The sequence below is a fragment of the Agilicoccus flavus genome (assembly GCF_014857905.1).
Classification (GTDB): Bacteria; Actinomycetota; Actinomycetes; order Actinomycetales; family Dermatophilaceae; genus Agilicoccus; species Agilicoccus flavus.
On the sequence record NZ_JACYXE010000008.1, the window covers coordinates 140,208 to 162,486 of the forward strand.

The 22,279-nt window shown below is 74.4% G+C and carries 19 protein-coding genes; 15 read left to right on the top strand and 4 right to left on the bottom strand.

The annotated features are described in order from the left end of the window. Positions 1-512: 512 nt before the first annotated feature. A complete protein-coding gene (locus ICW24_RS12940) occupies positions 513-1,310 on the bottom strand; it encodes an adenosylcobinamide-GDP ribazoletransferase (RefSeq protein ID WP_226346133.1) in 798 nt (265 codons plus the stop codon). Then, positions 1,307-1,885: a bifunctional adenosylcobinamide kinase/adenosylcobinamide-phosphate guanylyltransferase gene (gene cobU / locus ICW24_RS12945; RefSeq protein WP_226346134.1), complete on the bottom strand. Its 579-nt coding sequence runs from the start codon at positions 1,883-1,885 to the stop codon at positions 1,307-1,309. Before cobU ends, ICW24_RS12940 begins: the two co-directional genes overlap by 4 nt. Positions 1,886-2,049: 164 nt before the next feature. On the opposite strand from cobU, the gene ICW24_RS12950 reads away from it, so the two are divergent. Together ICW24_RS12950 and ICW24_RS12955 are read left to right on the top strand one after the other, a co-directional pair. Next, complete coding sequence (locus tag ICW24_RS12950; RefSeq protein ID WP_226346135.1) at positions 2,050-3,003, top strand: cobalamin biosynthesis protein; 954 nt, start codon at positions 2,050-2,052, stop codon at positions 3,001-3,003. A 1-nt stretch (position 3,004) separates the two neighbouring features. Next, positions 3,005-4,609 carry a cobyric acid synthase gene (locus tag ICW24_RS12955; protein ID WP_226346136.1) on the top strand — a complete coding sequence of 535 codons (1,605 nt, stop codon included), beginning with the start codon at positions 3,005-3,007 and terminating at the stop codon, positions 4,607-4,609. Positions 4,610-4,738: 129 nt separating this feature from the next. Here ICW24_RS12955 and ICW24_RS12960 read toward each other — a convergent pair whose 3' ends face one another. Both ICW24_RS12960 and ICW24_RS12965 read right to left on the bottom strand, forming a co-directional pair. Beyond that, positions 4,739-5,026, bottom strand: coding sequence for a hypothetical protein (locus tag ICW24_RS12960; RefSeq protein WP_226346137.1), 288 nt, complete (start codon positions 5,024-5,026; stop codon positions 4,739-4,741). Positions 5,027-5,123: 97 nt separating this feature from the next. Then, on the bottom strand, positions 5,124-5,762 hold the full coding sequence (locus ICW24_RS12965) for a TIGR03085 family metal-binding protein (protein ID WP_226346138.1): 639 nt from the start codon (positions 5,760-5,762) through the stop codon (positions 5,124-5,126). Positions 5,763-5,826: 64 nt separating this feature from the next. Between ICW24_RS12965 and hisI the strand changes: the two genes are divergently transcribed. The 13 genes from hisI (at position 5,827) to pyk (ending at position 22,264) form a co-directional block, all read left to right on the top strand. Then, positions 5,827-6,264 carry a phosphoribosyl-AMP cyclohydrolase gene (gene hisI, locus ICW24_RS12970; protein ID WP_226346139.1) on the top strand — a complete coding sequence of 146 codons (438 nt, stop codon included), beginning with the start codon at positions 5,827-5,829 and terminating at the stop codon, positions 6,262-6,264. Next, entirely contained in the window at positions 6,261-7,805 is a 1,545-nt protein-coding gene (locus tag ICW24_RS12975; protein WP_226346140.1) for an anthranilate synthase component I, read from the top strand. The genes hisI and ICW24_RS12975 overlap by 4 nt, the downstream gene beginning before the upstream one ends. Then, positions 7,802-8,593: a Trp biosynthesis-associated membrane protein gene (locus ICW24_RS12980; RefSeq protein ID WP_226346141.1), complete on the top strand. Its 792-nt coding sequence runs from the start codon at positions 7,802-7,804 to the stop codon at positions 8,591-8,593. The genes ICW24_RS12975 and ICW24_RS12980 overlap by 4 nt, the downstream gene beginning before the upstream one ends. Positions 8,594-8,708: 115 nt before the next feature. Beyond that, complete coding sequence (locus ICW24_RS12985) at positions 8,709-8,948, top strand: HGxxPAAW family protein (protein ID WP_226346142.1); 240 nt, start codon at positions 8,709-8,711, stop codon at positions 8,946-8,948. Between the two features lie 84 nt (positions 8,949-9,032). Beyond that, complete coding sequence (gene trpC, locus ICW24_RS12990; protein WP_226346143.1) at positions 9,033-9,863, top strand: indole-3-glycerol phosphate synthase TrpC; 831 nt, start codon at positions 9,033-9,035, stop codon at positions 9,861-9,863. A gap of 199 nt (positions 9,864-10,062) precedes the next feature. Beyond that, positions 10,063-11,307 carry a tryptophan synthase subunit beta gene (gene trpB / locus ICW24_RS12995; RefSeq protein ID WP_226346229.1) on the top strand — a complete coding sequence of 415 codons (1,245 nt, stop codon included), beginning with the start codon at positions 10,063-10,065 and terminating at the stop codon, positions 11,305-11,307. Then, a complete protein-coding gene (gene trpA, locus ICW24_RS13000; protein ID WP_264176585.1) occupies positions 11,301-12,140 on the top strand; it encodes a tryptophan synthase subunit alpha in 840 nt (279 codons plus the stop codon). Before trpB ends, trpA begins: the two co-directional genes overlap by 7 nt. Then, positions 12,124-12,696, top strand: coding sequence for a DoxX family protein (locus tag ICW24_RS13005; protein WP_226346145.1), 573 nt, complete (start codon positions 12,124-12,126; stop codon positions 12,694-12,696). The genes trpA and ICW24_RS13005 overlap by 17 nt, the downstream gene beginning before the upstream one ends. A gap of 149 nt (positions 12,697-12,845) precedes the next feature. Further along, positions 12,846-13,628 (top strand): DsbA family protein, encoded by a 783-nt coding sequence (locus tag ICW24_RS13010; RefSeq protein WP_226346146.1) that lies wholly within the window; start codon positions 12,846-12,848, stop codon positions 13,626-13,628. 10 nt (positions 13,629-13,638) lie between these two features. Next, the gene (gene lgt, locus ICW24_RS13015; RefSeq protein ID WP_226346147.1) at positions 13,639-14,538 is read left to right on the top strand and encodes a prolipoprotein diacylglyceryl transferase; all 900 of its coding nucleotides are present in this window, start codon (positions 13,639-13,641) and stop codon (positions 14,536-14,538) included. 211 nt (positions 14,539-14,749) lie between these two features. After that, positions 14,750-19,276, top strand: a complete 4,527-nt coding sequence (gene gltB, locus ICW24_RS13020; protein ID WP_226346230.1) for a glutamate synthase large subunit — start codon at positions 14,750-14,752, stop codon at positions 19,274-19,276. Beyond that, positions 19,269-20,723, top strand: a complete 1,455-nt coding sequence (locus ICW24_RS13025) for a glutamate synthase subunit beta (protein WP_226346148.1) — start codon at positions 19,269-19,271, stop codon at positions 20,721-20,723. The genes gltB and ICW24_RS13025 overlap by 8 nt, the downstream gene beginning before the upstream one ends. 122 nt (positions 20,724-20,845) lie before the next feature. Continuing rightward, a complete protein-coding gene (gene pyk / locus ICW24_RS13030) occupies positions 20,846-22,264 on the top strand; it encodes a pyruvate kinase (protein WP_226346149.1) in 1,419 nt (472 codons plus the stop codon). Positions 22,265-22,279 lie beyond the last annotated feature (15 nt).

Genomic DNA, 22,279 nt, shown 5'->3' on the forward strand with positions numbered 1-22,279 from the left:
TCGGGGAGGAAGCCGATGCTGCGGAGACGCGCCCGCTCGAGGTCACCACGCGGACGACGTCCGGGTCCCAGCGGCCCGGCGTGATGACGTGGTCCACGTCGTCCCAGGACCACGCCCGCCGCAGCGGCCATCTCATCCTCATCCCGTCCCCGTCGACCTGGAACCAGCGTCCCGGCAGGTGCGCCAAGCCGACGTGGAACAGGGCCAACGCCCCGTAGACGGCCACCGTGCACGACCTCCCGTCGAGGGCGTGCAGCAGGAACATCGCGCCCCAGACGGCGGCGGTGAATCAGGACAGCGCGCGCAGCTTGGGGGACATCCGGGGACGGGCCTCCGACCCACCGTCGACCCGGCGGGTCTCCATCGGCGACGGGTGATCGGGGACGTTCTCGGGCATGTGGCATGGTCGCACCGCCCCCGCGTCCCACGAGTCGAGCGGCGAACGAAGGCGAGCGCCACAGAAGGGGCCGCACCGCGCCCGCGGCGCGGAGGCATGGCCCGAGAACCCGGGCTCAGAGGGTCGCGGCGGCCGCGGCGAGCGCGCAGGCCAGCGAGACCTCGACGGCGGCGCCGAGCACGTCGCCGGTGATGCCGCCCAGACGCCGTCGGGCGTGTTCGACCACGACGACGGCGCTGACGACGGCGACGACGAGGGTCAGCCCGGCCGCGAGGACGTCTCCGACCGCCAGGCCGACGGCCACCGCGAGCACCGCCGCGGCGGCAGTGGCGGCCGCGAGCGCGGCGGGGGAGACCGTCCCGGCGACGGTCGCGCCGAGCCCCCCGGCGGTGGCGGCCGGGACACCCCGACGGCACGCCCACGCGAGCACGTGGCGCGATACGAGGACCGCGAGGAGGGCGAGCCCGATGCCGGCGAGCGACACGATCAGGCCGGACAGGGCCGCGACCTGGACGAGGAGGACGAGGACGATCGCCGCGATGCCGCTCGGCCCGGTGTCGCTGCGCTTCATCACGGCGAGCGCGCGCTCGCGGTCGAACCCCGCGGACAGCCCGTCGGCGAGGTCCGCCAGGCCGTCGAGATGCATCGCGCGGGTGCTCAGCGCGAGGGCGGCGACGACGAGGGAGGCGACGAGCAGCGGGGGCGCCGGGGACCGCGATCCGGCCCACGCGACGAGCCCGAGGACGACCGCCGTCGGCAGCATCGCCGGCGGGGCGAGGGCCATCGCCGCGCCCGCGACGCGCCGGTCCACCCGCTCGGGTGGCGGCACCGGGAACGCGGTGAGCGTGCCGACCGCGAGGCGCAGGGCGTCGCGCAGGACGCGCCCCCGCGGCGGGGGTGGATCCGAGGTCACGACAGGCCGAAACGGGGGGCGTCGTCGAGCCGCGGCACCCCGGTGAGGTCGAGGACGCGACCCGCGACGACGAGCGCCGCGTGGTCGGCGACGTCGGCGACGGCGGCGTTGGCGCGGCCCAGACCGTCGCGGAAGACGCGCCCGGAGGGCGTGGCCGGGACGACGCCCGAGCCCACCTCGTTCGAGACGAGCACGACGTCCGCGCGGGTCTGCTCGACGGACGCGACGAGCCGGCGGATCCCCGCCCCGATCTCGGCCCGCGCCCGGCCGGCGTCGTCCCAGGCGCGCGCGTCGTCGACGAGCCGCGTCAACCACGTCCCCAGGCAGTCCACGAGCAGAGCGTCACCCGGCCCGGCGTCCGCGAGCGCGCCGGGCACGTCGGCGGTCTCGAGCGTCGTCCACGCGGCCGGTCGGCGGGTGCGGTGGGCCCGGACGCGTGCGGCCCACTCGGTGTCCCCGTGACCGGGGACGGGTCCGGGCGCGACGTACGTGACCGCCTCGCGACCGGCCAGCAGCCGTTCGGCGTAGGCGCTCTTGCCGCTGCGCGCCCCGCCCAGCACGAGCACCGTCGTCACGTCGTCCCTCCACTCACGCCCCGACCCTAACCGGCGCCCCGGCCGGATCGTGAGATCGCACGACCGACCGCCCCCGGCGGGCCCTGGCCGGTACGACGTGGCATCTCACCACGCGGCCGTCCCCCTGACGCCGGGGAGGGCGGTGCTCACGGCAGACTGGGCCGGTGCCCTCGACCACGGCGCGTTCCGCCGCGCTCATGACCGGCCTCGCGATCGGTTACGCCGCCGACCTCGTGTTCGCCGACCCCCGCCGGTTCCACCCCGTCGCCGGGTTCGGGAGCGCCGCCCTGCGGCTCGAGCGGTCGCTCTACGCCGACGACGTGCGGGCCGGGGCGCGCTACGTGACGGTCGCCGTCGGGGCGCCCACGCTGCTCGCGGCCGGCGCCGACGCCCTCGTCCGGCGCCGGCCCGCGGCCCGCGCGGTCCTCGTCGCCGCGTGCACGTGGGCGGCCCTCGGCGGGCGCAGCCTGTACCGGGAGGGCGTCGTCATGGCCGCCCTGCTCGCGACCGGGGACGTCGCCGCGGCCCGTCGCCGCCTGAGTCACCTGTGCGCCCGCGACCCCGAGGGCCTCGACGTCGACGAACTCGCCCGCGCGACGGTCGAGTCGTTGGCCGAGAACACCTCCGACGCCGTCGTCGCCCCGCTGTTCTGGGGGGCGGTCGCCGGGCCGGCCGGGATCGTCGCCTACCGGTGCGCGAACACCCTCGACGCGATGGTCGGCTACCGCAGCCCCCGCTACGCGCGCTTCGGCAGCGCCGCGGCACGGCTCGACGACGCGCTCAACGTCGTGCCCGCCCGGCTCACCGCGGCCCTCACGGTCGCGCTCGCCCCGCTCGTCGGCGGCGCCCCGGCGCAGGCGTGGCGCGCCTGGCGCGACGACGCGCCCGCGCACCCCAGCCCCAACGCCGGCCCGGTCGAGGCCAGCGCCGCCGGCGCGCTCGGCGTGCGACTCGGCGGCAGCAACGCCTACGGGAACGTCGTCGAGCACCGCGGCACCCTCGGCCGCGGCCGCCCGGTCGGCGTCGGCGACGTGCCCCGCGTGCTGCGCCTCTCCGGCGCCGTCGGGGCCGCCGCCCTCGGGTGCTGCGTCGCCCTCGCCTCGCGGATCGGGGCCTGACGTGCGTGGTCTGCTCGTCGGCGGGACGACCTCCGACGCCGGGAAGTCCCTGCTCACCGCGGGCCTGTGCCGCTGGCTGGCCCGCGACGGCGTCGACGTCGCGCCGTTCAAGGCGCAGAACATGTCGAACAACTCGATGGTGTGCGCCGACGGCGCCGAGATCGGCCGCGCCCAATGGCTGCAGGCGCAGGCCGCCCGCGTCGTCCCCGAGGCCGCGATGAACCCGGTGCTACTCAAGCCGGGCAGCGACCGGCGTTCCCACGTCGTCCTCCTCGGCCGCCCGGCCGGGCACCTGCACTCCCGCGAGTGGTCGACGGGCCGGCGAGAGCTCGCGGCCGCGGCGTTCGCGGCGGTCGAGGAGCTCGCCGGCCGCCACGAGGTCGTCGTCGCCGAGGGCGCCGGCAGCATCGCCGAGGTCAACCTGCGCGAGGGCGACTTCGCGAACCTCGGGCTCGCCCGCGCGACGGGGCTGCCCGTCGTCGTCGTCGGCGACATCGACCGCGGCGGCGTCCTCGCCTCGATGTACGGCTCGTGGGCGCTGCTGCCGGAGGACGACCGCGCCTGCCTGGCGGGCTGGATCGTCAACAAGTTCCGCGGCGCCCTCGACCTGCTGACGCCCGGACTCGACGTCGTGCGCACCCGCACCGGCCTGCCGATGCTCGGCGTCGTCCCCTGGCTGGAGGACGCGTGGCTCGACGGCGAGGACGCCCTCGCGCTCGGGGCGTGGGGCGACCGTGATCTCGACGACCTCGACGACCTCGACGACCCCGACCGCCGTGACGATTCCGACGGCCCTGTCGGGAATGCCGGGAGTGCCGGAACGCGGTCCGGGGCGGCGGGGATCGACCCGCTGCGCGTCGCCGTCGTCGGTTTCCCGCGGTTGTCGAACGCCACGGACGTCGACGCGCTGGCCGCGGAGCCGGGCGTCGAGGTCGTCGTCACCCGCCGCCCCGGCGACCTCGCGGGCGCCGACCTCGTCGTCCTGCCCGGCTCGCGCGCGACCGCGAGCGACCTGGCCTGGCTGCGCTCGCGCGGTCTCGCCCAGGCCCTGACCCGGCGGGCCGCCGACGGGGGGCCCATCGTCGGCATCTGCGGCGGGTACCAGATGCTCGCCCGGTGCATCCGGGACGACGCCGGGGTCGAGATCCCCGGCGGGGGAGCGGTCGACGGCCTCGGGCTGCTGCCCGTCGACGTCACGTTCCACGCGCAGAAGCGCCTCGGGACGCCCGTCGGCTCGTGGGAGGGTCACCGGGTCGAGGCGTACGAGATCCACCACGGGGTGGCCCGCCGCTGTGAGCCGGGCCCAACGGGGGAGCCGGGCGGAGTCCCGGCGCTGGGCGCGTCACCGACGGGGGAGGTGCGGCCGTTCCTCGACGGCTGGTCCGCCGGTGCCGTGTGGGGCACGACGTGGCACGGGGCGTTCGAGAACGACGGCTTCCGTCGCGCGTTCCTCGCCCAGGTCGCCGACCGCCGGCGCCTGCCGTGGCGGGCCCGGACCGGGGCGCCGGGCTTCCGCGCCCGCCGCGAGACCATGCTCGAGCACCTCGCCGACGCCGTCGAGGGCCACCTCGACACCGGCGAGCTCCGGCGCCTCATGCGCATCTGAGCCGGGACGATGCCGCCCCGTCGGCGTGGCCGCCGACGTCGCTCGGTGGGCTCGTCGCCTGGCGGGCGCGGCGCAGGCCGCCGCCGCGCACCGCGGCCCGGGCCTCACCGTGCCGCAGAGGCGGCCTCCTCAGCTGCGCGGACGCTCGTCCCGGCCGGACTGGTACCCCCGCACCCAGCGCGTCGCCTCGGCCAGGCCCGCGCCGGTGCGTTCGCGGTAGGCCTTGATCGCCTCGATCGACCGGTTCGCGTCGACGAGGGCCTTCTCGTCCGCGGTCAGGGCGAACTCGTCGGGCAGGTCGTCGGTCTCGACGCCGGCGTGCGCCGCGAGGCGCCGCAGCAGCTCGTCCTGGCGCACGAGGGTGCGCTCGATGCGCGCGAGGCGCCGTTCCCGTTGCTCATCGCCGAATCCGAACATGTCGACCACGCTACGTTCCGCGGCTCCACCACGAGGTGCGCGTCGCGGGCGGGTCGTCGATGCGGCAGGGATGGGACGGGGCGTGACGTGGTGGGACTCAGAGCCCGAGGCGGGTCTCCTGCAGCGCGGCCACGGCGTCGGGCTCGCCCTCGACCTCGACCGCCGCGACGGCCCCCCGGCCGAACCCGTACAGCACGAGCTCGCCCGGCTCGCCGCGCAGGACGACGGTGCCGAGCTTCGTCGGGCCGCGCACGGCCTTGCGCCCGTGCTCGGGGGTGACGAGGACGATGCCCACGGGGGAGCGCCGGAACATGAGCTGACCCATCTGACGCAGACGCGACCAGAGCGCGGCCTGCACGTCGGCGTCGAGGGCCCGGCGCGGCTCGTCGGGTTGCGCGCGCAGGACGTCCTCGTGATGGACGTAGAACTCGACGAGGTTGACGGCGTCGTCCACCGCGGGCACGCGGACGGGGGACCAGCCGGGCGGCCCTTGGCGGACCATGTCGACGAGGCCCGGCCACGCCTGCTCCGCGTAGGTGTCCTGGACGCGGGCCGTGCGGTCGGCCAGGGCGGGGATGACGACGCCCGCCGCCGCGTCGGGGCGGCGCTCCCGGACGACGAGGTGCGCGGCGAGATCGGAGGTGTCCCACCCGTCGCACAGCGTCGGCGCGTGCGGTCCGACGCGGGTGAGCGTCGAGCACAGCGATCGGCGTTCGAGCTGGGCGAGTCCCGTCATGTCGACCATCGTCGCAGACCCGGGCGGAGGGCCGGCGACCGTAGGGCGTTGGCACAATGACACCGTGACCGACCCCACCCCGCCCGCCGGCCCGCTCCCCGACGAGATCGCGCGCGTGCTCAAGCGCGACGCCGCCGGGCTCGTGGCGGCCGTCGTCCAGGACCACGCCACGCGGGACGTGCTCATGGTCGGGTGGATGGACGACGAGGCGCTGCGCCGGACCCTGTCGGAGGGCCGCGTGACCTTCTGGTCCCGCAGCCGCGGGGAGTACTGGCGCAAGGGCGACACGAGCGGGCACGCCCAGTTCGTCCGCGAGGTCCGCCTCGACTGCGACGGCGACGCCCTGCTCGTCGTCGTCGACCAGGTGGGGGCGGCCTGCCACACGGGGACCTGGTCCTGCTTCACCCGCGACCTGCCGGCCGTGACCGGCGCGACCGCCCCCCGGCCGACCCCCGCCCCGCCGACCCACCCGACCCGGCCGACCGAGAGGGCCCCTCGATGACCACCCCCGCCCCCGACCTCACGTACGGGACCACGTGGCCGGACCTGCCCACCTTCCGCGCGCTCGCGCCGGACCGCCGCGTCATCCCCGTCGTCCGCCGGCTGCTCGCGGACGCGGAGACGCCGGTCGGGCTCTACCGCAAGCTCGCGAAGAACGCGTCCGGGACCTTCCTGCTCGAGTCGGCCGAGCACGGCGGCGTGTGGTCGCGGTACTCGATCATCGGCGCGGGCAGCCGGGCGGTGCTCACCGAGTCGGAGGGTCGCGTCCACTGGCTGGGCGAGCCGCCGGCCGGCGTGCCCCGCGAGGGCGACGACCCGCTCGAGGCGCTGCGGGCCACGCTCGAGGTGCTCGCCACCCCGCCGCTGCCTGGCCTGCCCCCGCTGACCGGCGGCATGGTCGGGATGGTGACGTACGACGCGGTGCGGCGCTGGGAGAAGGTCCCCGATGCCCTGCCGGACGTGCTCGGTCTGCCCGAGTTGGCGATGATGTTCGCCACCGACCTCGCGGTGCTCGACCACGCCGACGCCTCGATCCTCCTCGTCGCCAACGCCGTCAACTACGACGGCAGCGACGAGCGGGTCGACGAGGCGCACGCCGACGCGCTGGCGCGCCTCGACGCGATGACCGCCGACCTCGCGGCGCCGGCCCCGTCGACGGTGGTGGCGGTGGACGCGGCCCCGCCGGACGCGACGAGCGACGTGACCCCGGAGCACTTCCACGGGATCGTCGAGGCCGGCAAGGAGGCCATCCGGGCCGGCGAGGTGTTCCAGGTCGTGCTGTCCCAACGGTTCACCGCGCCCTGCCCGGCCGACGCGCTCGACGTCTACCGCGTCCTGCGGACGACCAACCCGAGCCCGTACATGTACCTGATGCGGTTCACGAAGCCGGACGGGACGCCCTACAACGTCGTCGGCTCCAGCCCGGAGGCCCTCGTCAAGGTGAACGGGGACCGGGTCGTCACGCACCCCATCGCCGGCTCCCGCCCGCGCGGCGCGACGCCGGAGGAGGACGCCGCGTTCGAGGCCGACCTGCTCGTCGACGCCAAGGAGCTGTCCGAGCACGTCATGCTCGTCGATCTGTCCCGCAACGACCTGCAGCGCGTCTGCCGGCCGGGCACCGTCGAGGTCGTCGACCTGCTCGACGTGCGCCGGTACAGCCACATCATGCACCTGGAGTCCACGGTCGTCGGCCGCCTGAAGGAGGGGGCCGACGCCTACGACGCCCTCGCGGCGACGTTCCCCGCCGGGACCCTGTCCGGGGCTCCGAAGACCCGGGCCATGGCCCTCATCGACGAGCTCGAGCAGAGCCGCCGCGGCCTCTACGGCGGGGTCGTCGGGTACATGGACGTGGCCGGCGACCTCGACATGGCCATCGCCATCCGGACCGCCGTCATCCAGGACGGAAAGGCGTACGTCCAGGCCGGCGGGGGCATCGTCGCCGACTCGGTGCCCGATCTGGAGTTCGCGGAGTCCGTCAACAAGGCCGCGGCCGCCCTGCGGGCCGTGGCCACCGCCGCGACGATGCGGACGATGACACCGTGACGTCCTCGCCTCCCGAACCACCCCCGGGCCGGCCGGCCGTCGAGGGGTCCGGCGGTGTCGGGACGCCGGCCCGAGTGCGGCGGACGCCGCGACGCGGTGCGGTCGTCGCCTCGCTCGTGGGGCTCGCGGCCCTCGGCGCGGTCCTCGCGCTGCCGACGTGGGTCGCGGGCGACGTGGTCGACCCGGCGCTCGGACCGCATCGGGCCGCGCTGCCCGGCACGGTCGTGGCCCCCGCGGTGCTCGGGCTCTCGCTCGCCGCGGGCGCCGCGGGCCTCGCGGGCGCCCTCACCGGGAGGTTCGCGCGGGTCGTCGCCGCCGTCGTCGCGCTCGGATGCGGGATCGGGATCGTCTGGGCCACCGCGCTCGTCCTCCGTGACCCGGGAGCCGCCCTCGCGCGCGGCGCGGCCGGGAGCGTCGGCCGCGCCGACGCCGCCGGGGTCACCGGTGCTGTCGCCGCCCCCGCCGCCTACGCGGCCGCGGTCGTCGGGGCGCTCCTCGTCGTGGCGGGGCTCGTCCTCGCGTTCGCCGTGCGCGGACCCTCCGGCCTGTCGTCGCGCTACGAGGCGCCCGTCGGCGCGGCCACGGTGGGCGGGCCCGCCGGGCCGCACGGACGCACCGACGCCGACGACGAGGGCGCGAGGACAGGCCGGCCGGCCGAGGCGCCCGCGGCGGGCGACCCCGCGGTCGGCCGGGTCCCGCGCGAGGGCGAGGACGCCCCCCGCTCCCGGCGCGACTCCGCCGTCACGGACTGGGACCGGCTCAGCCGGGGCGACGACCCGACGGCGTGAGCCGCCGGACCGGTGGCCCCGAACGGGCCCCCCGCCTGACACAATCGGTCCGACGGCGCCGCCGTCGCAGCGACCATCACCGCACCGGATCACGGCTCGGCAAGGAGACACACCCATGGCAGACGCACACGCCCACGCAGAGGACCACGGCCACAGCCCCGCGGCCTGGACCGGGGTCGGCATCCTCCTCGTGGCCTCCGCTCTGATCTGCCTGGGCATGGTCCTCGACGTGCCCCTCATGTGGATGGTCGGCATCGTCGGGATCGTCGTCGGCGCGGCCGCCTGGGTGGTCCTGGCCAAGAAGGCCGCCTCCGCGAAGGCCGGCCACGAGCAGGGCACGACCGCCGTCCGCTGACCGCTCGGGGGCCGCGGCGCCCACCCCCGCCCCGGCCTCCCCGGGGCGTGCGGCGCCCCGGTCGGCGCGAGATAGCCTGTCGGGGTGGGAACCGTACTGGACGACATCATCGTCGGGGTCCGTGAAGACCTCGCCGAGCGCCAGACCAGGGTGAGCCTGGACGACCTCAAGCGCCGCGTCGAACGCGTGACGCCCGCGCTCGACGGGGTGGCCGCCCTGCGCGGGCGGGGCGAGGGCGAGAGTGTGCGGGTCATCGCGGAGGTCAAGCGGTCCAGCCCTAGCAAGGGCGCGTTGGCCCTCATCGCCGACCCGGCCTCCCTCGCCCAGGACTACGAGCGGGGCGGCGCCTCGGTCGTCAGTGTGCTCACCGAGCAGCGCCGCTTCGGCGGCAGCCTCGCCGACCTCGAGGCCGTGCGCGCGGTCGTCGACATCCCCGTGCTGCGCAAGGATTTCGTCGTCACGAGCTACCAGCTCTGGGAGGCCCGGGCGGCCGGCGCCGACCTCGTCCTGCTCATCGTGGCGGCCCTCGACGACGACGAGCTCGTCGGGCTGCTCGAGCGGACGCGCTCCCTCGGCATGACGGCCATCGTCGAGGTCCACGACGAGGCGGAGGCCCGGCGTGCCGTCGACGCGGGAGCGCGGGTCGTCGGCGTCAACAACCGCAACCTCAAGACCCTCGAGGTCGACCGCGGGACCTTCGCCCGCGTCGCGCCCCACCTGCCCGACGACCTCGTGCGCATCGCCGAGTCCGGGGTCCGCGGACCCCACGACGTCATCGAGTTCGCCCAGGCGGGCGCCGACGCCGTGCTCGTCGGCGAGACGCTCGTGACCGGCGGCGACCCCGCCTCGGCCGTCGCCGACCTCGTCGCCGCCGGCTCCCACCCGGCCCTGCGCGCCGGGCACGGCCCGTCCTGACGCGCCCGAGGGGACCGGACACCGAGCCGTCGCCGTCCGGCACGAAGGCCCTGCCGGACCGGCGGCCCGGACGCCCCGGCCGTTCCCTCCGACACCGTTCCACCCCGCCCACCGACCGCACCGGCAGAAGGCCCCCGTCGTGACCCCTGAACCCCATCGCCCCGAGAACCCGCCCCGCCCCGCCCCACCGGGCGTCGGCATAGGCCGCTTCGGCGACTTCGGCGGGCGGTACGTCCCCGAGGCCCTCGTCGCCGCGCTCGACGAACTCGACGAGGCCCGGCGCAAGGCCGAGGTCGACCCCGACTTCACCGACGAGCTCCTGCGCCTCCAGCGCACCTACACGGGCCGCCCGAGCCTGCTCACCGAGGTGCCGCGCTTCGCCGAGCACGCCGGCGGCGCCCGGGTCTTCCTCAAGCGCGAGGACCTCAACCACACCGGCTCCCACAAGATCAACAACGTCCTGGGGCAGGCCCTGCTCACGAAGCGGATGGGCAAGACGCGCGTCATCGCCGAGACCGGGGCCGGTCAGCACGGCGTCGCGACGGCGACCGCGGCGGCGCTCATGGGGTTGGAGTGCGTCGTCTACATGGGGGAGCGGGACACGCAGCGGCAGGCGCTCAACGTCGCCCGGATGCGGCTGCTCGGTGCCGAGGTCGTGCCGGTGAAGAACGGCAGCCGCACCCTCAAGGACGCCGTCAACGAGGCGATGCGCGACTGGGTCGCCAACGTCGACTCCACGCACTATGTCCTCGGCACGGTGACGGGCCCCCACCCGTTCCCCGAGATGGTCCGCAACTTCCACAAGATCATCGGCGAGGAGGCCCGCGAGCAGGTGCTCGAGGCCGTCGGGCGCCTGCCCGACGCCGTCTGCGCCTGCGTCGGCGGCGGGTCGAACGCCATGGGCATCTTCCACGCCTTCGTCCCCGACGCCTCGGTGCGCCTCTTCGGCTTCGAGGCCGGGGGAGCGGGCATCGACTCCGGGCGGCACGCCGCGCGCTTCTCGACCGGGACCCGCGGGGTCCTGCACGGGGCCGCGACCTACGTCCTGCAGGACGACGACGGCCAGACGATCGAGTCCCACTCGGTCTCGGCCGGCCTCGACTACCCGAGCGTCGGCCCGGAGCACGCCTACCTGTACGAGTCGGGGCGGGCCACCTACGCGCCCGTCGTCGACGACGAGGCGATGGAGGCGTTCCGCCTGCTGTGCCGGACCGAGGGCATCATCCCCGCCATCGAGAGCGCCCACGCCCTCGCCGGGGCGATGAAGGTCGGCCGAGAGCTCGGGCCGCAGGGTGTCGTCCTCGTCAGCCTCTCCGGCCGAGGCGACAAGGACGTCGACACGGCGGCGCGGTGGTTCGGGCTGCTCAGCGCTGAGGACCTCGTCGAGGAACAGGAACTCAAGGCGTCCGAACCGGTCGCCGAGGCGGACGGGAGCGGCTGGTGAGCGGGCAGGCGGCGGTACGGATCAAGGACGTCTTCGAACGGACGCGGGCGGAGGGCCGCGCGGCGCTCGTGGGCTACCTGCCCGTCGGCTACCCCGACGTCGAGACCTCCCTGCGCGCGATGCGCACGGTGGTCGAGGCCGGCGCCGACGTCGTCGAGGTCGGCTTCCCCTACAGCGACCCGATGATGGACGGACCGACGATCCAGCAGGCGGCGGTGACCGCGCTCGAGGCGGGCACCCGCCTGCCGCACGTCTTCGACGCCGTCCGCACCGTGACGCAGGCCGGCGCGGCGGCGGTCGTCATGAGCTACTGGAACCCGATCCTCAGCTACGGCGTCGACCGCTTCGCGGCCGACCTCGCCGCCGCGGGCGGCAGCGGCGTCATCACCCCCGACCTCATCCCCGACGAGGCCGACGAGTGGATGCGGGCCGCGGACCGCCACGGGCTCGCGACGATCTTCCTCGTCGCGCCCTCGAGCACGCCGGAGCGCCTGGCCATGACGACCGGCAACTGCCGGGGCTTCGTCTACGTCGCGTCGACGATGGGCGTCACCGGGGCGCGGACGAGCGTCGGGGCGGGGGCCCGGGACCTCGTCGGCCGGGCGCGCGCCGTCACCGACCTGCCCCTGGCCGTCGGACTCGGGGTGTCGACGCGGGCCCAGGCCGCCGACGTCGCCTCGTTCGCCGACGGCGTCATCGTCGGCTCCGCGCTCGTCGCCGCGCTGGGGCAGGACGCCTCCAGCGAGAACCCAGGTGACCTCGTTAACCTGACGGAGGTGGTGACGGACCTCGGCGCGGGCGTACGGGAGGGTGCAAGTGCAGGTCGACGGTAGACCGCCGGCGCGTTCCGGCCCCGGTGAGGACGGCTCCGACGCCGCCCTCCCGACCGCCGATCCCTCAGGGCGGCCCGAGGGCCGCTCCGCGAGACGCACCCGGATCCTCGACGGCCTCGGCCTGCCGGCGCGTCTCGTCCTCGGGGGAGTGCTGATCGTCGCGGGCGCCCTCAAGGTGGGTCGCCCCCTCGTGTCCGCCCGGGCCGTCCAGGCGTACCAGATCTTTCCCTTCGACGTGGCCGCCGTCATCGGCTACGCGTTGCCGGTGGTCGAGATCGTCGTCGGCGCCCCGCTCGTCGTCGGTCTCTTCACGCGGGTCTCCGCCGTCGTCGGCGGCCTGCTCATGCTCGCGTTCGTCGTGGGCATCGCCTCCGCCTGGGCGCGGGGCCTGAGCATCGACTGCGGGTGCTTCGGGGGCGGCGGCGAGATCGGCGCGGCCCAGACCGCCTACCCGGCGGAGATCGCCCGCGACCTCGGGTTCGCCCTGTGCGGGGCCTGGCTCGCGCTGCGCCCACGCACCCCCTTCTCGCTCGACGCTCGCCTCGGCGCGCGATGACACGAGACCCGCGGCCGACGGACCGAACCGCCGCACCACGACCCCGCCCCGTCCGACCCACGACGCCCTTGACCCACAAAGCCTTTGACCCACGACGCCCCTGACCCACGATCCGGCCGAGACGTGAGCCACCCGAGCAAGGAGAACCGATGAGCAGCACGCCCCAGGGACCCGGCAGCCGGCCGGGGGATCGCAGTGCCCGCCAGGCCAAGATCGACGCCGCCGCGCCGAAGCCGAGCAAGGCCAAGCCGATCCTCATCGCGCTCGTGTCGATCGTCGCCGTCCTCGGCGTCGTCGCCGCGGTGTGGTTCGGCACCCGCGGGTCGCAGACCGATCCGGCGGCCGCCGCCCCCAAGGGCGCCACGGGGGCGACCGGCGGGATCGCCGTCACCACGAACGCGAAGGCGGGCGCGCCCACCCTCGACGTCTACGAGGACTTCCAGTGCCCCGCGTGCATGCAGGCCGAGGCCGCGGTCGGCCCGACCATCAGGAAGATGGCCGCCGACGGTGAGGCCAAGGTCGTCTACCACATGAAGTCGTTCCTCGACGCGAACCTCGGCAACGACTCCTCGACGCGCGCGGCGCTCGCCGCGTCCTGCTCCGCCGACGCCGGCCGCTTCCAGCAGTTCCACGACGCCGTCTTCGCGGCGAACACGCCCGAGGGGCAGGGGTACACCGACGCCCAGCTCGAGACGTTCGCGACGCAGTCGGGCGTCACCGGCGACGCGCTGAACACGTGGAAGTCCTGCTACTCGACCAAGAAGTACGCCGACTACGTCAAGGGCGTCGAGGAGACGACCGCCAAGGCGGGCGTCACCGGCACCCCGACGTTCCGCGTCAACGGCAAGGACATGGACCTGAGCAAGGTCAACGACGCCGCCGGGTTCCGGGCCGCCGTCCTCGCCGGCGGCGCCGCGTCGCCCACGTCCTGAGGCACTGGCCGTGTTCGCCGCGATCCCCAGCCCCGACCAGGGCGTCTGGTACCTGGGCCCCTTCCCCCTCCGGGCCTACGCGCTGTGCATCCTGCTCGGCATCGTCGTCGCCACCGTGTGGACGGGCCGCCGGCTCGAGGCGCGGGGCGGGGATCGCGACGCCGTCCTCGACGTCGCCGTCTGGGCCGTCCCGTTCGGCATCGTCGGCGGGCGGCTCTACCACGTGGCCTCGTCGTGGCAGCCGTACTTCGGCCCGGGCGGTCACCCCGTCGACGCCCTGAAGATCTGGCAGGGCGGCCTCGGCATCTGGGGGGCCGTCGCCCTCGGGGCGGTCGGGGCGTGGATCGGCTGCCGGCGGGCCGGGGTCGACTACCTCACGCTCGCCGACAGTCTCGCGCCGCCGCTGCTCGCGGCCCAGGCCATCGGTCGGCTCGGGAACTGGTTCAACAACGAGCTGTACGGGGCGCCGACCGACGCGCCGTGGGCCCTCGAGATCCACGCGTGGGACCACGCCCTGGGCCGGGCCACGGTGGCTCCGGACGGGGCCCCCGTCGTCCTCGGCACCTTCCACCCCACGTTCCTCTACGAACTCCTGTGGTGCCTCGCCGCCGCGGCGGTCCTCGTCGCCGTCGGGCGCCGTCGGGGCCCGCTCTACCGCCGCCAGGGCCAGCTCATGGCGCTCTACCTCGTCGCGTACACGATGGGTCGGGGAGTCATCGAGAACGTGCGCATCGACGAGGCGAACCACGTCCTCGGGCTCCGGCTCAACGTGTGGACGTCGGTCCTCGTCCTCGCCTTCGGCCTCGCCTGGTGGTGGTGGCTCGGTCGGCGCGGTCGACCGGCGATCGAGCCGCACCGCGAGCGGGTGGGCTCCGCGGCCGCCGACGCCGCGAGCGCCCCGCGACCCTGAGATCGCCCTCGCCCGGCGGGCCCGGTCGGGCCCACCTCGGCGGTCTCACGATGCGATCGGTTGCGTACCGGATGACGGGATGCAGGCCCTAAACTGACGCTCTCGTCAGTCATCGCAGGCCATCGACGTCCATGCGAGCCTCCTCGGCCTGTGCGCAGGCCGCCTCCTCCCAGGACGGTGATGTTCTGTGCCCGGTCCGCTCTTCTCCGCCATGCCCGGCCTGACGGGTCTGTACGACCCGAGCCTCGAGCACGACGCCTGCGGGGTCGCCATGGTGGCGACCCTGCGCGGCACCCCCGGCCACGACATCGTCGAGCACGCCCTCGAGGCGCTGCGCAACCTCGACCACCGCGGTGCGACGGGCGCCGATCCCACCGTCGGCGACGGCGCGGGGATCCTCCTGCAGACCCCCGACGCCTTCTTCCGCGGCGTCCTCGACGTGGACCTGCCGGAGGCCGGTCACTACGCCGCGGGCCTGGCCTTCCTGCCCACCGACGACGCGGAGGCCGACGCGGTCCGCGGCGGCGTCGCGAAGCTCGCCGCGGACGAGGGCCTCGAGGTGCTCGCGTGGCGCGACGTGCCCGTGCGGGCCGACATCGTCGGGGCGGCGGCCCGCGCCGTCATGCCGCGGTTCGAGCAGCTCTTCCTGCGCCCGCTCGACGCCTCGGTCGAGGGGCTGGACCTCGAGCGGCTCACGTTCTGCCTGCGCAAGCGCGCCGAGCGCGACCTCGCGGTCTACTTCCCCTCGCTGTCCTCGCGGACCCTCGTCTACAAGGGCATGCTGACCACGGAGCAGCTCGGGGACTTCTTCCCCGACCTGTCCGACGAGCGCATGGCCACCGAGCTCGCGCTCGTCCACTCCCGCTTCTCGACGAACACGTTCCCGAGCTGGCCGCTCGCGCACCCGTACCGCCTCATCGCCCACAACGGCGAGATCAACACGGTCAAGGGCAACCGCAACTGGATGCGCACCCGCGAGAGCCAGCTCCGCAGCTCGGTCATCCCGGGCGACCTGCGCCGCACCTTCCCGATCTGCACGCCCGGGGCCTCCGACTCCGCGTCGTTCGACGAGGTCCTCGAGCTGCTCCACCTCGGCGGCCGCTCCCTCCCGCACGCCGTGCTCATGATGATCCCCGAGGCGTGGGAGAACCACGCCGAGATGAGCCCGGAGCGGCGCGCGTTCTACGAGTACCACTCGATGTTCATGGAGCCGTGGGACGGCCCGGCCTGCGTCACCTTCACCGACGGCACCCTCGTGGGCGCCGTCCTCGACCGCAACGGGCTCCGCCCCGGGCGGTACTGGGTGACCGACGACGGGCTCGTGGTCCTCGGCTCCGAGGCCGGCGTCCTCGACATCGACGACGCCCGCATCGTCAAGCGCGGCCGCCTCTCCCCGGGGCGCATGTTCCTCGTCGACACGGCCGCCGGCCGGCTCGTGCCCGACGACGAGGTCAAGAACGCCCTCGCGGCCGAGCACCCGTACGGCCGGTGGCTCTCCGAGGGTCTCGTCGAGCTCAAGGACCTGCCCGAGCGCGAGCACATCCTCCACACGGCGTCGTCCGTGGCCCGGCGCCAGCAGACCTTCGGGTACACGCAGGAGGAGCTGCGCACCATCCTCGCGCCGATGGCGACGACGGGGGCCGAGGCCCTCGGATCGATGGGCACCGACACGCCCATCGCGGTCCTGTCGAGCCGGCCCCGGCTCCTGTTCGACTACTTCAGCCAGCTGTTCGCGCAGGTGACGAACCCGCCGCTCGACGCCATCCGCGAGCAGCTCGTCACGTCCATCGGCTCGGTCATCGGCCCCGAGGCCAACGCCCTCGAGCCGACGCCGGAGGCCTGCCAGCAGATCGTCCTGCCCTTCCCGGTCATCGACAACGACGAGCTCGCGAAGATCGTCCACCTCGACGAGGACCCGTTCGGCGACGTCCAGGGCAACCGGCCCACGCTCGTCGTCAGCGGGTTGTACGAGGTGGCCGGCGGGGCCCGCGCGATGCGCGACCGGATCGAGCAGATCTTCAAGGAGGTCAGCAGCGCGATCTCCAAGGGCGTGCGCAACGTCGTCCTCTCCGACCGCGACTGCACCGCGGAGCTCGCCCCGATCCCGTCGCTGCTGCTCACGGCCGCGGTCCACCACCACCTCATCCGCGAGAAGACCCGCACCCAGGTCGGGCTCGTCGTCGAGGCCGGCGACGTGCGCGAGGTCCACCACGTCGCCCTCCTCATCGGGTACGGGGCGGCCGTCGTCAACCCCTACCTCGCGATGGAGACCGTCGAGGACATGGTCCGGCGCGGCGCCATCACCGGCGTCACGGCCGAGACCGCGACGAAGAACCTCATCAAGGCGCTCGGCAAGGGCGTGCTCAAGGTGATGTCGAAGATGGGCATCTCCACCGTCGCGTCGTACCGCGGCGCGCAGGTGTTCGAGTGCGTCGGTCTCGCGCAGGACCTCATCGACGCCTACTTCACCGGAACGACGAGCCGCCTCGGCGGCGTGGGACTCGACGTCATCGCCGCGGAGGCCGCCGCCCGGCACGCCATCGGGTACCCGAAGGACGGCATCAGCCCCAGCCACCGGGTCCTCGACATCGGCGGCGAGTACACGTGGCGCCGCGAGGGGGAGCCGCACCTGTTCGACCCCGAGACGGTCTTCCGCCTGCAGCACAGCACGCGCAGCCGCCGCTTCGACGTGTTCCGCCAGTACACGGCGCGCGTCGACGAGCAGTCGCGCCGCCTCATGACGCTGCGCGGCCTCTTCTCCCTCAAGGAGGGCGTCCGCCCACCGGTCCCGCTCGAGGAGGTCGAGCCGGTCTCCGAGATCGTCACGCGCTTCAACACCGGGGCGATGAGCTACGGCTCCATCTCCAAGGAGGCGCACGAGACGCTCGCGATCGCCATGAACCGCCTCGGCGGCCGGTCGAACACCGGTGAGGGCGGCGAGGACCCCGAGCGCCTCGTCGACCCCGAGCGCCGCAGCGCCATCAAGCAGGTCGCCTCCGGCCGCTTCGGGGTGACGAGCCTCTACCTCACCGAGTCCGACGACATCCAGATCAAGATGGCCCAGGGCGCCAAGCCCGGCGAGGGCGGGCAGCTGCCGGGGCCGAAGGTCTACCCGTGGGTGGCGCGGACGCGGCACAGCACGCCCGGCGTCGGCCTCATCAGCCCGCCGCCGCACCACGACATCTACTCGATCGAGGACCTCGCGCAGCTCATCCACGACCTGAAGAACGCGAACCCGAATGCGCGCATCCACGTCAAGCTCGTCTCCGAGGTCGGCGTCGGCACCGTCGCCACCGGGGTGAGCAAGGCCCACGCGGACGTCGTGCTCATCTCGGGCCACGACGGCGGCACGGGCGCCTCGCCGCTCACGTCGCTCAAGCACGCCGGCGGGCCGTGGGAGCTGGGCCTGGCGGAGGCGCAGCAGACGCTCATCCTCAACGGGCTGCGCGACCGGATCGTCGTGCAGACCGACGGGCAGCTCAAGACGGGTCGCGACGTCGTCGTCGCGGCGCTGCTCGGCGCCGAGGAGTTCGGCTTCGCGACCGCCCCGCTCGTCGTCTCGGGCTGCATCCTCATGCGCGTCTGCCACCTCGACACGTGCCCGGTGGGCATCGCGACACAGAACCCGGAGCTGCGGTCCCGGTTCTCGGGCAAGCCCGAGTTCGTCGAGACCTTCTTCGAGTACATCGCGGAGGAGGTCCGGGAGTGGCTGGCCAAGCTCGGCTTCCGCAGCATCGCCGAGGCGGTCGGCCAGGGCGGGGTCCTCGAGACGCGGGAGGCCGTCGAGCACTGGAAGGCCTCGGGCCTCGACCTGTCGCCGATCCTCGCGGAGGCGGTGCCGGGTGAGGACCAGGACCGCTACTGCACCAAGACGCAGGACCACGGGCTCGAGCGCGCGCTCGACAACGAGCTCATCGCGGCCGCCCGGCCCGCCCTGGAGTCGGGCGAGCGGGTGACGATCGAGCACACGGTGCGCAACGTCAACCGCACGGTCGGGACGATGCTCGGCCACGCGGTCACCTCGGCCCACCCGGACGGGCTGCCCGACGGGACCATCGACGTCCGGCTCACGGGCCGCGCCGGTCAGTCCTTCGGCGCGTTCCTGCCGGCCGGCATCACGCTGCGGCTCGCCGGCGAGGCCAACGACTTCGTCGGCAAGGGGCTCTCCGGCGGTCGCATCGCCGTGCGCCCGGCGCCCGGGTCCGACGGCCTCGCCGAGGGCAACGTCATCGCCGGCAACGTCATCGCCTACGGCGCCACGAGCGGCGAGCTGTTCCTGCGCGGGCAGGCGGGGGAGCGGTTCTGCGTCCGCAACTCCGGGGCCAGCGCGGTCGTCGAGGGCGTGGGCGACCACGGGTGCGAGTACATGACCGGCGGCGTGGCCGTCGTCCTCGGTCGCATCGGCCGCAACTTCGCGGCCGGCATGTCCGGTGGCGTCGCGTACGTGCACGACCTCATCACCGAGCGCGTCAACACCGAGCTCGTCGACGTGTCGCCGCTGCGACCGACCGATCTCGACGTGGTCGAGACGCTCCTGCGTCGCCACGTCGAGTACACCGACTCCCCGACCGCGCGGGCTCTGCTCGACGACTGGCCGGCCCAGGCGGGCCGCTTCAGTCTCGTGCTCCCGCGCGACTACCAGCGTGTCCTCGACGTCCGCGCCGCCGCGGAGGCCGAAGGGCTCGATCTCGACGGCGCCCAGGTCTGGGACCGGATCATGGAGGCTTCCCGTGGCTGACCCCCGAGGGTTTCTCAAGCACCGCACCCGAGAGCTGCCCGCCCGCCGGCCCGTGCCGGTGCGGATCATGGACTACAAGGAGGTCTACGAGCCGCAGCCGGTCGAGCAGCTGCAGCGGCAGGCGAGCCGCTGCATGGACTGCGGCATCCCGTTCTGTCACAGCGGGTGCCCGCTCGGGAACCTCATCCCCGAGTGGAACACGTTCTCGTGGAAGGGCCGCTGGCCCGAGGCGATCGAGCGGCTGCACGCGACGAACAACTTCCCGGAGTTCACCGGGCGCCTGTGCCCCGCGCCGTGCGAGACCGCCTGCGTGCTCGGCATCAACTCCGACCCGGTGACGATCAAGCAGATCGAGGTCACGACGATCGAGCGGGCCTTCGACGACGGCCGCGTCGTCCCCATGGCCCCCGAGCGCCTGTCGGGCCGCACCGTCGCCGTCGTCGGGTCGGGCCCGGCGGGGCTCGCCGCCGCCCAGCAGCTCACCCGGGCCGGCCACACGGTGGCCGTCTTCGAGCGCGCCGACAAGGCCGGCGGCCTCCTGCGCTACGGCATCCCGGAGTTCAAGATGGAGAAGGCCGTCCTCGACCGCCGCCTCGCGCAGATGCGCGCTGAGGGCACCCGGTTCCGTACCGGCGTCGACGTCGGCGGCGAGATCTCGGGCGAGGACCTGCGGCGTCGCTACGACGCCGTCGTCCTCGCGGTGGGGTCGACCGTGCCGCGCGGGCTGCCCGTGCCAGGCGCGGACCTCAGCGGCGTCGTGCAGGCGATGACGTACCTCCCGCAGAGCAACCGCGCGAGCCTCGGCCAGGACGTGCCGGACCAGATCCTGGCCACCGACAAGGACGTCGTCGTCATCGGCGGCGGCGACACCGGCGCCGACTGCATCGGCACGGCCCTGCGCCAGGGCGCACGCTCGGTGACGTCGCTGGAGATCATGCCCCAGCCCGGGACCGAGCGGTCCTCGGCCCACCCGTGGCCCACCTACCCGATGCTCTTCCGGGTGGCCAGCGCGCACGAGGAGGGCGGCGAGCGGGTCTACGCGACGAGCACCCGTCGGTTCCTCGGCGACGACGGCGCCGTCTCCGGTCTCGAGATCGTCGAGGTCGAGATGAAGGACGGCCGCTTCGAGGAGGTCCCCGGCACGGACCGGGTCATCCCCGCGCAGCTCGTGCTCCTCGCCATGGGCTTCGTCGGCCCTCAGAAGGAGGGGGTCGTCGAGCAGCTCGGCGTCGACCTCGACGGGCGCGGCAACGTGACCCGCGACGAGGCCTTCATGACGAGCGTCCCCGGCGTCTTCGTCGCCGGCGACGCGGGCCGCGGCCAGTCGCTCATCGTGTGGGCCATCGCGGAGGGTCGATCGGCGGCCAACGGCGTCGACGCGTGGCTGACCGGTCGGTCCACCCTGCCGCGGCCGATCGCGCCGACGGACCGCCCGTTGGTGGTCTGAGAACCAGGGCGGGCGCGTCGACCGGGTCGTCGAGCGCCGGTCACGAGACGTTCACCATGTCGGGGCGGTCCGAGCAACGGGCCGCCCCGATCGTCGTCCGGGCTGCCCCTAGGATTGGGCTCATGCGCCGAGCCAAGATCGTCAGCACCCTGGGCCCCGCCGTCGCCAGCGAGGAGAAGATCCGCGAGCTGATCGAGGCGGGCGTCGACGTCGCCCGGATCAACCGGTCCCACGGGAGCGCCGAGGAGCACGCGCAGCAGATCGCGTGGGTCCGGGCCGCCTCCGAGGCCACCGGCCGGGCCGTGGCCGTGCTCGTGGACCTGCAGGGGCCGAAGATCCGCACCGGCCGCTTCTCGGGCGGCCCGGTCACCCTCGCCCCGGGCGACCGCTTCACCATCACCATCGACGACGTCGACGGCGACCAGAACCGCGTCTCGACGACGTTCAAGGGCCTGCCGGGCGACGTGCGCCCCGGCGACATGCTCCTCATCGACGACGGCAAGGTGCTGCTGCGGGCCCGCGAGGTGAGCGAGACCGACGTCGTCACCGAGGTCGAGGTCGGCGGGGTCGTGTCGAACAACAAGGGCATCAACCTCCCGGGCGTGGCCGTCTCCGTGCCGGCCCTGTCCGAGAAGGACGAGGAGGACCTGCGCTGGGGTCTGCGCGAGGGGGCCGACTGGATCGCGCTGTCGTTCGTCCGCGACGCACGTGACGTCGAGCGATGCCACGAGATCATGGCGGAGGAGGGGATCGTCCGCCCCGTCATCGCGAAGATCGAGAAGCCCCAGGCCGTCGCCAACCTCGCCGAGATCATCGACGCCTTCGACGGCATCATGGTCGCCCGCGGCGACCTCGGCGTCGAGATGCCGCTCGAGGAGGTCCCGCTCGTCCAGAAGACGGCGGTCGAGCTGGCGCGTCGCCAGGCCAAGCCGGTCATCGTCGCCACCCAGGTGCTCGAGTCGATGATCGAGAACCCCCGCCCGACGCGCGCCGAGGCGAGCGACTGCGCGAACGCCGTGCTCGACGGGGCCGACGCGATCATGCTCTCGGGCGAGACGAGCGTCGGCGCGTGGCCGATCATCGCCGTCCGCACGATGGCCCGCATCATCGAGAACACCGAGGACCACGGGCTCGGTCGCATCCCTCCGCTGGGGTCGACGCCGAGCACCACCGGGGGCGCCATCACCCGGGCCGCCGCCGAGATCGGGCAGTTCCTGCACGCCAAGTACCTCGTCGTCTTCACCACGTCGGGCGACTCGGCCCGGCGCATGTCGCGGGTGCGGCCGTCGCTGCCGATGATCGCGTTCTCGCAGGAGGAGCAGACGCGTCGCCGGCTCGCGCTCACGTGGGGCATCACGACGATCAACCTGCCGATGATCGAGACGATGGCCGAGATGGTCACGCACGCCGACGAGATCCTCCTCGCCCAGAGCCGGTGCACCGAGGGCGACGCGATCGTCGTCGTCGCCGGGGTCGCCACCGGCGTCTCGGGTTCCACGAACACCCTGCAGGTGCACCGCGTGGGCGTCTCCGGCACCTGAGCCGCAGCCTTGCGT